We start from the raw sequence: 15,683 nt of genomic DNA on the forward strand, positions 1-15,683 counted from the left end.
CGGGAGAGGGAAACAGATTAACGGCTCACCACCTTCAAGAGGATTTCACCGTACACCGGCATCAGCGGGTGGCGAATCAGGGCGACCAGCGCCACCACGGCAACCCCCAGCATTAACGGCGCGAGCCACAACAGGCGCGAGCGTGGCAGATAACGCGTCAGGCGATCAACATTCGCTTTCGCGCTGCGCCACAGTCGCCAGCACAGCCAGGCAGCGATCCACAACAGCAGGGCCGTAGCCAGCAACAACCACTTAAACTCGCCACTTTGCATTCCGTCAGGAATATCAACGGTGGCCCCTGCCAGGATCCCCGGCAGAAAGTAGAACGGCGGCCAGAAAACACAGCCGATGATGTTCGGCACCACGAATTTCGCAACAGGCAGATCCAGCATCCCCGCGACCATCGGCACCAGCGGACGCGTTGGTCCAACAAAGCGACCGACGAGGATCGTGAACATGCTGTGCTGATGCAGCGCGTGTTCGGTTTTATCCAGCAAGGCTTTGTTCTTTTTCATGAACGACCAGCGGTGCAGCGGTTTCTTAAAGCGCCAGCCCAGCCAGAAGGAGATCCAGTCGCCGAGTAAACAGCCGATAATCCCCGCCATCCACGCCTGCCAGAAATTCACTTCACCGCTGCCAATCAACGCGCCCAGCCCCGCCATCATCACCGTGCCGGGGAGGATCAACCCAACAAGTGCAAGCGATTCCAGAAACGCCACCAGCGCAACGGCGATAAGCGAATACATAACGGACTGGGTGATAAAATGTTCCAGCAATGCCTGCATAACTATTCCGGTCAGAAAACGAATCAGGGATTCTGCTTAGCGCCCTGCACCGCGTCAAGACAACAATTGTCTGAATAGTTTACAGGTTGCTTCCACAGTTCACCTGCTTGTTTATCTTTTTTTACCGTTTATTCACATCCTGCCCGGAATTCACTGGGGCTGGCACCGGTGCATTTTTTAAATACCCGGGAGAAATAGAGCTGGTCTTCAAAGCCCACATTGCGCCCCACGGTGGCAATGGGCATGCGGGTGGTGCTGAGCAGGAGCTTCGCCTGGCTGATACGCTGGTCCTCACGCCAGCTCAGGACGCTAACGCCCAGCTGCTGACGGAACAGATGTGACAGCCGCGACGGTGAGAGACACACATGCTGGGCGACGCTGGCGATATCGAACTGGCTGTCGGCCAGATGGTCGCTGATGTACTGGCAGGCGTCGCGCACGCGGTTGTCCAGCGGAGGATTAAGTGACGCGTTTATCGCCTCCATCCGGCGCAACAGCACCTGTTCAAGCAGGTTAATCGCCAGCAGTTCGGCATACCGGCCACCCGCCTGCCCCGCTTCAATAATTTGGGCAAAGAGTTCGCGGAACTGAGCCAGATGAACCTCGTCCGGGCGATAAAAACCGGTGTGCGCAAAAATAGCCGGCCACGAGAGCCACTCCTGCCAGTAGGCGCGCGGGCGGAAGTAGACCCACTGGTGATACCACTCTTTGGCCTCCGGGTGGCGCCCGTAGTGGTGGATCTCCCCCGGCGGAAACAGCAGCATATCGCCCGGACGGCAGACAAACTGCTGATCGTTATTTTTGATAATCCCTTCCCCACGCACCGTCAGGTTCAGAATATACCCTTTCATCCCGAGCGGTCGGTCGACGTAAAAATCGAGATATCCCTCAGCCTCAATAGGGGTCAGCCCCGCCACCAGGTGAGCATTAAACGAGTAGCCCGGTAATAAGGGATCGTTTTGCGTTTCGGCCATAGATTCAGTTCTCCCAAGGGTCCTGAAGGAAACCAATTGTCCATATCGATAAAAGCAGTATAAAAATGGCCCGCGAAAAGATCCAAAAAGCATCACGCCTCTTTTACGTCCGCCATGTTTCAGCCTTTCCCCCTGATTTGTCCGCCCACGGGGGCAGATCAGCAGTAACAAAAGTGTCTATAAGTGCGGCAGAAATGTCCACATTGATTATTTGCACGGCGTCACACTTTCTATTGCAACAGCAATTTAGTCCATAAGATTAGCGGATCCTGCCTGACGATTTTCGCCTCCAGTCTCTAATGTTCTCTCATACCTGTTTTTTGATGGAGCAACACCATGGCAATTGCGATTGGCCTCGATTTTGGCAGCGACTCGGTTCGCGCTCTGGCAGTGGACTGTACAAGCGGCCAGGAAATAGCAACCAGCGTTGAGTGGTACCCGCGCTGGCAAGAGGGGCGCTACTGCGATGCGCCAAATAACCAGTTCCGTCACCATCCACGTGACTACATTGAGTCGATGGAAGCGGCAATCAAAACCGTACTGACTGAACTGACCGACGCCCAGCGGGCAGAAATCGTCGGGATTGGCGTCGACAGTACCGGCTCAACGCCTGCCCCTGTGGATGCCGAAGGCCATGTTCTGGCGCTGCGTCCGGAGTTTGCTGATAACCCGAACGCCATGTTCGTGCTGTGGAAAGATCACACCGCCGTTGAAGAGGCCGAGGCCATTACCCGCTTGTGTCACCAGCCCGGTAAGACGGACTACTCGCGCTACATCGGCGGTATTTACTCCAGTGAATGGTTCTGGGCAAAGATCCTTCACGTAACCCGCGCGGACGCATCCGTTGCGCAGGCCGCGGTATCCTGGATTGAACTGTGCGACTGGGTACCAGCCCTGCTCTCCGGTACCACGCGTCCGCAGGATATCCGCCGCGGACGCTGCAGCGCCGGACACAAATCCCTGTGGCATGAGAGCTGGGGTGGCCTGCCACCGGCGGCGTTCTTCGATGAACTCGATCCCGTCATCAACACGAGTCTGCAATACCCGCTGTTCACCGACACCTTCACCGCCGATATTCCGGTGGGTACGCTTTGTGAAGAGTGGGCGACGCGCCTGGGTCTGCCGCAAAACGTGGCCATCTCCGGCGGGGCGTTTGACTGCCACATGGGCGCGGTGGGCGCTGGCGCCCAGCCAAACACGCTGGTGAAGGTAATCGGCACCTCCACCTGCGACATTCTCACCGCGGATAAAGCCAGCGTAGGCGATCGGGCGGTAAAAGGCATCTGCGGCCAGGTTGACGGTAGCGTCGTACCGGAGTTTATCGGTCTGGAAGCGGGTCAGTCCGCCTTTGGCGATATCTACGCCTGGTTTGGCCGCGTGCTGGGCTGGCCGCTGGATCAGTTGGCGGCGGCACATCCTGAGCTGAAGACCCAGATTGCCGAAAGTAAAAAGCAGCTTTTGCCGCAGCTCACCGCCGCGTGGGCAAAGAATCCTTCTCTCGATCACCTGCCGGTGGTGCTCGACTGGTTCAACGGTCGCCGTACGCCATTTGCCAACCAGCGCCTGAAAGGGGTGATCACCGATCTTAACCTCGCCACCGACGCGCCAGCGCTGTTTGGCGGCCTGATTGCCGCAACTGCCTTTGGGGCGCGCGCCATTATGGAGTGCTTCACCGAGCAGGGCATTGACGTCAACAACGTGATGGCACTGGGCGGCATCGCCCGTAAAAACCCGGTAATCATGCAGGCCTGTTGTGACGTGCTGAACCGTCCACTGCAGATTGTCGCCTCCGATCAGTGCTGTGCCCTCGGAGCAGCGATCTTCGCGGCCGTTGCGGCAGGCGTTCATGCCGATATCCCGACCGCGCAGCAGCACATGGCGAGCGCTGTCGAAAATACCCTCCAGCCGCGTGCTCAGCAGGCGCAGCGTTTTGAACAGCTTTATCAGCGCTATCAGCAATGGGCAAAAAGCGCCGAACTTCACTATCTCCCTGTCGCCGCCCCGGCCAAACACACCGCGGACACTACGGCAACCCTGACACATTAAGGACACAATAATGACCATTTTTAATAATTATGAAGTGTGGTTTGTCATTGGCAGCCAACATCTGTACGGGCCGGAAGCGCTGCAACAGGTGACGAAACATGCTGAGCACGTGGTCAACGCGCTCAATGCAGAGGCTAAACTGCCGTGCAAACTGGTGCTCAAACCGCTCGGCACGACCCCGGATGAGATCACGAACATCTGCCGCGACGCGAACTACGACGATAAATGCGCTGGCATGGTGGTGTGGCTGCACACCTTCTCGCCGGCCAAAATGTGGATCAACGGTCTGGCCATCCTCAATAAACCACTGATGCAGTTCCATACCCAGTTCAACGCGTCCCTGCCGTGGGACAGCATTGATATGGACTTTATGAACCTGAACCAGACCGCGCACGGCGGCCGCGAGTTCGGCTTTATCGGCGCACGTATGCGCCAGCAACATGCGGTCGTCACCGGCCACTGGCAGGATCAGCATGCGCAAAAACGTATCGGCTCCTGGATGCGCCAGGCGGTGTCCCGACAAGATACTCGCCACCTGAAAGTGGTGCGTTTCGGCGACAACATGCGTGAAGTGGCGGTCACCGACGGCGATAAAGTTGCCGCACAGATTAAATTTGGTTTCTCGGTGAATACCTGGGCCGTGGGCGACCTGGTGCAGGTGGTGAATGAAATCAGCGATGGCGACGTAAGCGCGCTGGTCGACGAATACGAAAGCAGCTACCGTCTGACCCCTGCGGCACAAATTCACGGTGACAAACGCCAGAACGTGCTGGATGCAGCACGTATCGAACTGGGCATGAAACGCTTCCTGGAACAGGGTGGCTTCCATGCCTTTACCACCACTTTTGAAGACCTCCACGGCCTGAAACAACTGCCCGGCCTGGCGGTACAACGTCTGATGCAGCAGGGCTACGGCTTTGCCGGCGAAGGCGACTGGAAAACTGCCGCTCTGCTTCGCATTATGAAAGTGATGTCAACCGGTCTGCAGGGCGGCACCTCCTTTATGGAGGACTACACCTACCACTTCGAAAACGGCAACGACCTGGTACTGGGCTCGCATATGCTGGAAGTGTGTCCTTCCATTGCCGTTGAAGAGAAACCGATCCTCGACGTGCAGTACCTTGGCATTGGCGGAAAAGCCGACCCGGCACGTCTGATCTTCAACACCCGTACCGGTCCTGCCATCAATGCCAGCCTGATTGACCTGGGCGACCGTTTCCGCCTGCTGGTGAACTGTGTGGATGCGGTTGAAACCCCGCATTCTCTGCCAAAACTGCCGGTCGCCAACGCCCTGTGGAAAGCGCAGCCTGACCTGCCAACCGCCTCGGAAGCCTGGATCCTGGCCGGTGGCGCGCACCACACCGTCTTCAGCCACGCGCTGGATCTGAACGACATGCGTCAGTTCGCCGAACTGCACGACATCGAACTGACCGTCATTGATAACGATACCCGCCTGCCCGCGTTCAAAGACGCACTGCGCTGGAACGAAGTCTATTACGGTTCAAAACGTTAACAGGGGAACCTTTGGCCTGCCGCAGGGCGGGCCTCTTTTCCTGGAGGATTGCATGTTAGAAGATCTCAAACGTCAGGTACTTGAAGCCAACCTGGCGCTGCCCAAACACAATCTGGTGACGCTGACCTGGGGCAACGTCAGCGCCGTTGACCGCGAGCACGGCGTCTTCGTGATAAAGCCGTCAGGGGTGGATTACACGGTAATGACCGCAGAAGATATGGTTGTCGTCAGCATCGCCACGGGCGAAGTGGTGGAAGGAAAGAAAAAACCCTCCTCGGACACGCCAACGCATCGCCTGCTCTACCAGGCCTTCCCGACCATTGGCGGTATTGTGCATACCCATTCGCGTCATGCGACCATCTGGGCGCAGGCCGGCCAGTCCATTCCGGCGACCGGAACCACGCACGCAGACTACTTTTACGGCACCATTCCCTGCACCCGTTTGATGACTGATGAAGAGATCAACGGCGAGTATGAGTGGGAAACCGGCAACGTTATCGTCGAAACGTTTGAAAAACAGGGTATCGACGCTGCGCAAATGCCCGGCGTGCTGGTGCACTCCCATGGACCTTTTGCCTGGGGCAAAAACGCCGAAGATGCGGTACATAACGCGATTGTGCTGGAAGAGGTCGCGTATATGGGCATTTTCTGCCGCCAGCTGGCTCCGCAGCTTCCGGATATGCAGCCAACCCTGCTGGATAAACACTACCTGCGTAAACATGGCGCAAAAGCCTATTACGGGCAGTAAACTGTATATATACCCAGCATAAAATATTCAACCAGGCTATAATCAAGCCTGGTTTTGTTTTATGGGATAGCGGCGTGGCGCAGGCGCAAGAAGGTTTTTTACTTACCCGACACTGGCGGGATACTCCTCAGGGCACCGAGGTGGCATTCTGGCTGGCGACGGACAACGGCCCGCTGCACGTGACCCTGCCGCCGCAGGAGTCCGTGGCTTTTATCCCGAACGATCATGTTGAGAAAGTAAAGCAACTGCTGCGCGGTGAAAATGGCTGGCGCCTGACGCCGCTTGAACTGAAAGATTTCCACCGTCAGCCCGTACATGGCCTCTACTGCCGCGCCCATCGCCAGCTGATGCGTTATGAAAAACTGCTGCGCGACGCTGGCGTGACCCTGTACGAAGCCGATATCCGCCCGCCAGAACGTTTTCTGATGGAGCGGTTTATTACCGCCCCCGTCTGGGTCGACGGCACCGCGCAAAACGGCAGCCTTATTAACGCCCGTCTCAAACCCAACCCTACCTACCGGCCGCCGTTGAAATGGGTCTCGCTGGATATCGAAACCACTCGCCACGGTGAGCTGTACTGTATCGGCCTTGAAGGCTGCGGGGATCGGGTTGTTTATATGCTTGGCCCCCCGAATGGCAACGCGTCCGCGCTGGATTTCCGACTGGAGTATGTCAACAGCCGGCCACAGCTTCTGGAAAAGCTAAACCAGTGGTTTGCCGATCGCGATCCCGATGTGTTGATCGGCTGGAACGTGGTGCAGTTCGATCTGCGCGTGCTGCAAAAACATGCTGAACGTTACCGCATCCCCCTGATGCTGGGGCGCGGAAACAGCGAGCTGGAATGGCGCGAGCACGGTTTTAAAAACGGTGTGTTTTTCGCGCAGGCCAATGGCCGCCTGATTATCGACGGCATTGAGGCGCTCAAATCTGCCTTCTGGAATTTTTCCTCTTTCTCTCTGGAAGCGGTGGCGCAGGAGCTGCTCGGCGAAGGGAAATCCATCGACAATCCGTGGGACAGGATGGATGAAATCGACCGGCGCTTTAACGAAGACAAACCGGCGCTCGCCACCTACAACCTGAAAGATTGTGAACTGGTGACGCAGATTTTCCACAAAACGGAGATCATGCCCTTCCTGCTCGAGCGCGCGACGGTGAACGGCCTCGCCGCTGACCGGCACGGTGGCTCCGTGGCCGCCTTTAGCCACCTCTATTTCCCGCGTATGCACCGGGCGGGCTATGTCGCCCCCAACCTCGGTGACGTGCCGCCGCAGGCAAGCCCGGGCGGTTACGTGATGGATTCCCGGCCCGGGTTGTATGACTCCGTGCTGGTGCTGGACTACAAAAGCCTCTATCCGTCCATTATTCGCACCTTCCTGATCGATCCCGTCGGGCTGGTGGAAGGGATGGCGCAGCCTGACGATTTGCACAGCACAGAAGGTTTTCTCGGGGCCCGCTTCTCACGGGAAAAGCACTGTCTGCCGGAAATCGTGGGAAACATCTGGCACGGTCGCGACGAGGCTAAGCGTCATGGCAACAAGCCCCTTTCTCAGGCGCTGAAAATTATCATGAACGCGTTTTACGGGGTTCTGGGGACCAGCGCCTGCCGCTTCTTCGACCCACGACTGGCGTCATCTATCACCATGCGCGGGCACGACATCATGCGCCAGACCAAAGCGTTGATTGAATCCCAGGGTTATGACGTTATTTACGGCGATACGGATTCCACCTTTGTCTGGCTTAAGGGCGCGCATTCAGAAGAGGATGCCGCGCGAATCGGCAAATCACTGGTGGCTTTTGTGAACGCCTGGTGGCAGGAAAGTTTGCAAAAAGAGCGGTTAAGCAGCGCGTTAGAACTGGAGTTTGAAACCCATTTCAGCCGCTTTTTAATGCCCACCATTCGCGGTACCGACCAGGGCAGTAAGAAGCGCTACGCCGGACTTATTCAGGAAGGTGACAAGCAGCGAATGGTCTTTAAAGGGCTGGAAACCGTGCGCACCGACTGGACGCCACTGGCACAGCAGTTTCAGCAAACGCTTTATCTGCGTATCTTTCGCAACGAGCCTTATCAGGACTACGTGCGTGAAACAATTGCCAGCCTGATGGCAGGTGAACTCGACGCCCAGCTGGTGTACCGCAAGCGCCTGCGCCGCCCGCTGGCGGAATACCAGCGCAACGTTCCGCCGCACGTCCGCGCCGCGCGTCTGGCGGATGAGGAGAACGTACGCCGGGGGCGTGCCCCGCAGTATCAGAACCGGGGAACCATCAAATACCTCTGGACCACCAGCGGCCCGGAACCCGTGGATTACCAGCACTCGCCTCTGGATTACGAGCACTATCTTACGCGTCAGCTTCAGCCGGTCGCGGACGGAATTTTGCCCTTCATCGACGACGACTTTGCTACACTAGTGACAGGGCAACTTGGCCTATTTTGACACGTGACGAAATGGCTGCCATCCAGTACCATAGCGCCCTTTCCATTCCCGGACCCATTTTTCAATGACTGTCTTTTTTGACGGTGGTTGAACTATTGCCTGCAATTTACGATTAGAGCCGAACAAATATGCCTTTTACACTTGGTCAACGCTGGATCAGCGATACAGAAAGCGAACTTGGATTAGGAACCGTGGTTGCCGTGGATGCACGAATGGTTACCCTCCTTTTCCCTGCTACCGGTGAAAACCGCCTGTACGCCCGCAATGATTCCCCTGTGACCCGCGTGATGTTCAACCCGGGTGACACCGTGACCAGCCACGACGGCTGGCAGCTAAAGGTCGAAGACGTAAAAGAAGAGAATGGACTGCTCGCCTACATCGGGACTCGCCTGGACACCGACGAGGCCAATGTCATCCTGCGTGAGGTGCTGCTCGACAGCAAACTGGTATTCAGTAAGCCGCAGGATCGCCTGTTTGCCGGGCAAATCGACCGTATGGATCGCTTCTCCCTGCGCTATCGCGCGCGCAAGTTCCAGAGTGAACAGTACCGTATGCCGTGGAGCGGCCTGCGCGGTCAGCGTACCAGCCTTATTCCCCACCAGCTGAACATCGCCCATGACGTGGGCCGCCGTCACGCACCTCGCGTTCTGCTGGCAGATGAAGTGGGCCTGGGGAAAACCATTGAAGCGGGCATGATCCTGCATCAACAGCTGCTTTCCGGCGCAGCCGAGCGCGTGCTGATTGTGGTACCGGAAACCCTGCAGCATCAATGGCTGGTCGAGATGCTGCGCCGCTTTAACCTGCGTTTCGCTCTGTTTGATGACGAGCGCTATGCAGAAGCCCAGCACGATGCGGACAACCCGTTTGAAACGGAACAGCTGGTGATCTGCTCTCTGGATTTCGTACGCCGCAGCAAGCAACGTCTTGAGCATCTGTGCGACGCCGAATGGGACCTGATGGTGGTCGATGAAGCGCACCATCTGGTCTGGAGCGAAGATGCACCAAGCCGGGAATACATGGCTATCGAACAGCTTGCCGAGCGCGTACCAGGCGTCCTGCTGCTGACCGCAACGCCGGAGCAGTTAGGTCTGGAGAGCCACTTCGCCCGTTTGCGCCTGCTCGATCCAAACCGCTTCCATGACTTTGAACAGTTCGTTGAAGAGCAGAATAACTACCGTCCGGTCGCCGATGCCGTTGCCCTGCTGCTGGCGGGTAAACATCTCTCGAATGACGAGCTCAACACCCTGAGCGATCTGATTGGCGAGCAGGATATTGAGCCTCTGCTGCAGGCGGCCAACAGCGACAGTGACAACGCGGATTCCGCGCGTAAAGAACTGATCGATATGCTGATGGATCGCCACGGCACCAGCCGCGTTCTGTTCCGTAACACCCGTAACGGGGTGAAAGGTTTCCCGAAACGCGAACTGCATACCATCAAATTGCCACTGCCGACGCAGTACCAGACGGCCATTAAAGTTTCCGGCATTATGGGCGCGCGCAAAACTGCAGAAGAGCGTGCACGCGACATGCTCTACCCGGAACAGATTTACCAGGAATTTGAAGGCGATACCGGCACCTGGTGGAACTTCGACCCGCGTGTTGAGTGGCTGATGGGCTATTTGACCGCGCACCGTTCTCAGAAAGTGCTGGTGATCTGCGCCAAAGCAGCCACCGCACTGCAGCTGGAGCAGGTCCTGCGCGAACGCGAAGGTATTCGCGCCGCCGTGTTCCACGAAGGGATGTCCATCGTCGAGCGTGACCGTGCCGCGGCATGGTTTGCAGAAGAGGACAGCGGTGCCCAGGTTCTGCTGTGCTCTGAAATCGGGTCTGAAGGCCGTAACTTCCAGTTTGCCAGCAACCTGGTGATGTTCGATTTGCCGTTCAACCCGGATCTGCTGGAACAGCGTATCGGCCGTCTGGATCGTATTGGCCAGGCGCATGATATTCAGATCCACGTTCCTTATCTGGAAAAAACCGCCCAGTCCGTACTGGTGCGTTGGTTCCACGAAGGTCTGGATGCGTTTGAGCATACCTGTCCGACCGGCCGCCCGATTTACGATCAGGTGCACGCCGATCTGATCGGCTATCTGGCCGCGCCAGAGAACACCGACGGGTTTGATGAACTGATCAAAGCCTGCCGTGATAAGCATGAAGCGCTGAAATCACAGCTGGAACAGGGCCGTGACCGCCTGCTGGAGATCCACTCCAACGGCGGTGAAAAAGCCCAGGCGCTCGCTGAAAGCATTGAAGAGCAGGATGATGACACCAGCCTGATCAGCTTCTCCATGAACCTGTTCGACATCGTTGGCATAAACCAGGACGATCGTGGCGAGAATTTGATTGTCCTGACCCCGTCCGACCATATGCTGGTCCCGGATTTCCCTGGCCTGCCGGAAGATGGATGCACCATCACCTTTGAACGTGATGTGGCGCTGTCGCGCGAAGATGCGCAGTTCATCACCTGGGAGCACCCGCTGATCCGCAACGGTCTGGATTTGATCCTCTCAGGCGATACCGGCAGCAGCACCATCTCGTTGTTGAAAAACAAAGCGCTGCCAGTGGGTACCCTGTTGCTGGAACTGATTTACGTTGTCGAAGCGCAGGCGCCGAAACAGCTGCAGCTCAACCGCTTCCTGCCGTCAACGCCTATGCGTCTGCTGCTGGACAAAAACGGCACGAACCTCGCCGCTCAGGTTGAATTCGAGAGCTTTAACCGCCAGCTGAGCGCGGTGAACCGCCATACCGGCAGTAAGCTGGTCAACGCGGTACAGCAGGATGTACACGCTATTCTGCAGCTGGGTGAAACGCAGATCGAAAAAGCGGCCCGGGCGCTGATTGATGCCGCACGTCAAGAAGCCGACGACAAACTGTCCGCGGAACTCTCCCGTCTGGAAGCGTTGAAAGCGGTAAACCCAAACATCCGCGATGACGAGCTGGCAGCGATCGAGAGCAACCGTCAGCAGGTGCTGGAAAGCCTTAATCAGGCAGGCTGGCGTCTGGATGCCCTGCGTCTTATCGTTGTGACGCATCAGTAAACGGAGCGCAAGATGGTGATGGAGCCTTACAATCCACCTCAGGATCCCTGGCTGGTGGTGCTTTATCAGGATGAGCACATTATGGTGGTCAACAAGCCCAGCGGCTTGTTGTCCGTGCCAGGGCGTCTGGATGAGCACAAAGACAGTGTGATGACGCGTATTCAGCGTGATTATCCTCAGGCGGAGTCTGTCCATCGTCTGGACATGGCCACCAGCGGTGTGATTGTAGTGGCGCTGAATAAAGCGGCGGAACGCGAGCTGAAACGCCAGTTCCGCGATCGCGAGCCGAAAAAGCAGTATGTCGCACGTGTCTGGGGGCATCCTCAGCCGGCGGAAGGTCTGGTGGATTTACCGCTGATCTGCGACTGGCCAAACCGACCAAAACAAAAGGTCTGTTACGAAACCGGCAAAACAGCGCAAACCGAGTATGAAGTGCTGGAGTACGCGCCAGATAACACTGCGCGCGTGCTGCTTAAACCGATTACAGGGCGCTCGCACCAGCTGCGTGTCCATATGCTTGCGCTGGGGCACCCGATTCTGGGGGACAGATTTTACGCGCCGCCCGATGCACTGGCGCTGGCGCCACGCCTGCAGCTGCATGCGCAGACGCTCACCATCACCCATCCGGTTTTTGGCAATGCAATGACGTTTAAAGCCCCAGTCGACTTCTGAAAAAAAGGCCCGACAGTGTCGGGCCTTTTTTATTTGAAACTTTTCTTCTCTTTAATCAACTCGTACGCTTTCTGAATTTCCTGCGCTTTTTGCTTCGCCATCTCCATCATCTCCGGCGGTAAACCTTTCGCGACCAGTTTGTCCGGGTGGTGCTCACTCATCAGCTTACGATAGGCACGCTTGATGGTGGTTACATCGTCCGATGGCTTCACCCCCAGCACGTTACAGGCATCCTCCAGCGTCGGCCCCCGCTGCGCCTGCTGCCAGGCACCGCCAGAGGACTGCTGGTGATAGCCGCCGCCAAACTGCGCACCGCCCTGCATCATGCGCAGGAACTGGTCGAACTGCATACGGGAGATGCCCAGTTCTTCCGCAATAACGTATAAAACATCGCGTTCATTAGGATGAAGTGAACCATCGGCAAACGCCGCCTGGATTTGGATCTCCAGAAACATCCGAATTAAATCAAAACGGCCGAAGCAGATGCTGCGGAACTGACGCATTTTATCGCGCAGCGGATAGTTATCCGCTTTACCGATGCGAAACGCATTTTGTGCCGCGAGACGGGAGTCACCATGCAGATTCATGCGGTCCATAAAGACGCTGGCTATCTGAATATCGGCTTCCGTCACACGCCCTTTTGATTTGGTTAAGTGCCCCATCACCTCAAACGTGGTGGAGAAAAAGAGGGACTGACGCTCACGCTGATTGGCAAACCAGGCCATTTTGCGGCTGCGAGCCTTATCAAACATATGGCCGATAATAAGCCCCAGTACGATCCCCCAGAACCCGGCACCCATGATGATGGCGAACGCAACGCCGATTATTTTACCCCAATACTGCATATACTCCCCGGTTAGTCATGTTCCTGGCCGACGCAACGTCATCATCACAGTGTTCAAGCCACGGTCAATTGAAGGACATCGCCTATAATTTGCTTTATCATACTCGTCATTCGATAGCGAGCCTAACACTCTGGCGCGCAAACGGGCAGGATTAACGCTGGTACTGCGCTGATGAGTAAGATAGTCTCTGAGCGTTTGTAAGCCGTAGCCACTGATGACGGAACAATAAAATACAACGTATGAAAAAACGTATCCCCACCCTCCTGGCCACAATGATTGGCACCGCCCTGTACAGCCAACAGGGACTGGCGGCCGATCTCGCCTCGCAGTGTATGCTTGGCGTCCCAAGTTATAATCGTCCACTGGTAAAGGGCGATACGAATAGCTTGCCGGTAACCATTACTGCCGATAGCTCTAAAGGCACATATCCTGACAATGCGACATTTACTGGCAATGTGGATATTAACCAGGGCAACAGCCGTCTGCAGGCAGATGAAGTGCAATTACACCAGAAGCAGCCGGAAGGTGCGGCCGAGCCGGTACGAACGGTGGATGCGCTGGGTAATGTGCACTATGACGACAATCAGGTCATCCTGAAAGGTCCGAAAGCCTGGTCAAACCTGAATACCAAAGACACTAACGTCTGGGAAGGTGATTACCAGATGGTAGGTCGCCAGGGGCGCGGTGATGCGGACCTGATGAAACAGCGCGGTGAAAACCGCTATACGATTCTCGAAAACGGCTCCTTCACGTCCTGTCTGCCCGGGTCTAATACCTGGAGCGTGGTCGGAAGTGAAGTCATCCATGACCGTGAAGAGCAGGTTGCCGAGATCTGGAACGCCCGCTTTAAGCTCGGTCCGGTACCTGTTTTCTACAGCCCTTACCTGCAGCTTCCTGTGGGTGACAAACGCCGCTCAGGTTTCCTGATCCCGAATGCCAAATACAGCACCACGAACTACTTTGAGTTCTATCTGCCGTATTACTGGAACATCGCGCCCAACATGGACGCCACGATCACGCCGCACTATATCCATAAGCGCGGCAACGTTATGTGGGAAAACGAGTTCCGCTACCTGACGCAGGCGGGCGCTGGCCTGATGGAACTGGATTATCTGCCGTCGGATAAAGTCTTCCAGGATGAACATCCAACAGAAGGTGATAAACACCGCTGGTTGTTCTACTGGCAACATGCCGGGGTAATGGACCAGGTCTGGCGGTTTAACGTTAACTACACCAAGGTTAGTGACCCATACTATTTTAACGATTTCTCGTCAAAATACGGTTCGAGTACCGATGGCTATGCCACGCAGATCTTCAGTGTGGGCTATGCGCTACAAAACTTTGATGCAACGGTCTCCACCAAGCAGTTCCAGGTTTTCTCTAACCAAACGGCAAGTACGTACGGTGCAGAACCGCAGCTGGACGTTAACTGGTATCAGAATGATGTAGGTCCATTCGACACCCGAATTTATGGTCAGGCAGTCCACTTCGTTAACACTAATTCGAATATGCCAGAAGCGACACGTGTTCATCTGGAGCCAACCATCAATTTGCCATGGTCTAACGACTGGGCAAGTTTGAATACTGAAGCCAAGCTGATGGCGACACACTATCAGCAAAAAAATATTGATGATTATAATTCCAGTAACAATAAGCATCTTGAGGAATCAGTAAATCGTACGCTTCCACAGTTCAAAATGGACGGCAAACTGATCTTCGAACGCGATATGGGTCTTCTGGCGGAGGGTTATACCCAGACGCTTGAGCCACGTATGCAGTATCTGTACGTGCCGTATCGCGATCAAAGCAACATTCAGAACTATGACTCCTCATTCCTGCAGTCTGACTACAGCGGCCTGTTCCGCGACCGTACCTACGGTGGCCTCGACCGTATTGCGTCAGCAAACCAGTTAACGACCGGCGTCACAACACGCGTTTATGATGATGCCGCCGTTGAACGTTTTAACGTTTCTGTTGGTCAAATCTACTATTTCACCGAGTCCCGGACCGGTGATGACAACATTAACTGGGAGAAAGACAACAAAACGGGTTCTCTGGTGTGGGCGGGTGATACCTACTGGCGTATGACCGATCGCTGGGGTTTACGCGGGGGGGTGCAGTACGATACGCGTCTCAACAATGTTGCAACAAGCAGTGCGGCGATTGAATACCGTCGTGATGAAGACCGTATGCTGCAGTTGACCTATCGTTACGCCAGCCCTGAATATATTCAGGCCACGTTGCCAGACTATGCAACCGCGGAACAGTACAAAGACGGCATCTCGCAGGTGGGTGGCGCAGCGAGTTGGCCAATCGCCGATCGCTGGTCAATCGTCGGTGCTTACTACTTTGACACCAACACCAGTAAACCTGCTGACCAGATGGTTGGTCTGCAATATAACTCCTGCTGCTACGCGCTGCGTGTCGGTTACGAACGTAAGCTTAACGGCTGGAATACTGAGAATAATCAGAGCAAATACGATAACGTGATTGGCTTTAATGTCGAACTGCGCGGCCTGAGCTCCAACTACGGCCTGGGCACGCAGCAGATGCTGCGCTCGAACATTCTGCCGTACCGCAGTTCCTTGTAATGTGCTTAATTTGCAACGTAATCCGCTTTGCGGTTAATTGAA

Annotated in this window: 10 protein-coding genes; 7 read left to right on the forward strand and 3 right to left on the reverse strand. The window is 56.0% G+C overall.

The window, feature by feature from the left end; genetic code table 11:
* Positions 1-17: 17 nt before the first annotated feature.
* Positions 18-785 (reverse strand): DedA family protein, encoded by a 768-nt coding sequence (locus HV157_RS10615; RefSeq protein WP_014168607.1) that lies wholly within the window; start codon positions 783-785, stop codon positions 18-20.
* 128 nt (positions 786-913) lie between these two features.
* The gene (gene araC, locus HV157_RS10620; RefSeq protein WP_025205437.1) at positions 914-1,759 is read right to left on the reverse strand and encodes an arabinose operon transcriptional regulator AraC; all 846 of its coding nucleotides are present in this window, start codon (positions 1,757-1,759) and stop codon (positions 914-916) included.
* A gap of 336 nt (positions 1,760-2,095) precedes the next feature.
* Between araC and araB the strand changes: the two genes are divergently transcribed.
* From araB to rluA, 6 genes are all read left to right on the forward strand, one after another.
* The gene (gene araB / locus HV157_RS10625) at positions 2,096-3,805 is read left to right on the forward strand and encodes a ribulokinase (RefSeq protein ID WP_025205438.1); all 1,710 of its coding nucleotides are present in this window, start codon (positions 2,096-2,098) and stop codon (positions 3,803-3,805) included.
* Between the two features lie 10 nt (positions 3,806-3,815).
* Positions 3,816-5,318: an L-arabinose isomerase gene (gene araA / locus HV157_RS10630; RefSeq protein ID WP_014168604.1), complete on the forward strand. Its 1,503-nt coding sequence runs from the start codon at positions 3,816-3,818 to the stop codon at positions 5,316-5,318.
* Positions 5,319-5,370: 52 nt separating this feature from the next.
* Entirely contained in the window at positions 5,371-6,066 is a 696-nt protein-coding gene (araD, locus tag HV157_RS10635; RefSeq protein WP_032679615.1) for an L-ribulose-5-phosphate 4-epimerase, read from the forward strand.
* 74 nt (positions 6,067-6,140) lie between these two features.
* The gene (polB, locus tag HV157_RS10640) at positions 6,141-8,498 is read left to right on the forward strand and encodes a DNA polymerase II (RefSeq protein WP_182268201.1); all 2,358 of its coding nucleotides are present in this window, start codon (positions 6,141-6,143) and stop codon (positions 8,496-8,498) included.
* Between the two features lie 128 nt (positions 8,499-8,626).
* Complete coding sequence (gene rapA, locus HV157_RS10645; protein ID WP_182268200.1) at positions 8,627-11,533, forward strand: RNA polymerase-associated protein RapA; 2,907 nt, start codon at positions 8,627-8,629, stop codon at positions 11,531-11,533.
* Between the two features lie 12 nt (positions 11,534-11,545).
* The gene (gene rluA, locus HV157_RS10650) at positions 11,546-12,205 is read left to right on the forward strand and encodes a bifunctional tRNA pseudouridine(32) synthase/23S rRNA pseudouridine(746) synthase RluA (RefSeq protein WP_138013488.1); all 660 of its coding nucleotides are present in this window, start codon (positions 11,546-11,548) and stop codon (positions 12,203-12,205) included.
* Between the two features lie 29 nt (positions 12,206-12,234).
* Here rluA and djlA read toward each other — a convergent pair whose 3' ends face one another.
* A complete protein-coding gene (djlA, locus tag HV157_RS10655; RefSeq protein WP_014168599.1) occupies positions 12,235-13,050 on the reverse strand; it encodes a co-chaperone DjlA in 816 nt (271 codons plus the stop codon).
* A gap of 239 nt (positions 13,051-13,289) precedes the next feature.
* Here djlA and lptD point away from each other — a divergent pair, with 239 nt between their 5' ends.
* The gene (gene lptD, locus HV157_RS10660) at positions 13,290-15,641 is read left to right on the forward strand and encodes an LPS assembly protein LptD (protein WP_032679612.1); all 2,352 of its coding nucleotides are present in this window, start codon (positions 13,290-13,292) and stop codon (positions 15,639-15,641) included.
* The last annotated feature ends 42 nt before the right edge of the window (positions 15,642-15,683 follow it).

Source organism: Enterobacter sp. RHBSTW-00318, from assembly GCF_014101375.1.
In the GTDB taxonomy this organism is placed as follows: domain Bacteria; phylum Pseudomonadota; class Gammaproteobacteria; order Enterobacterales; family Enterobacteriaceae; genus Enterobacter; species Enterobacter ludwigii.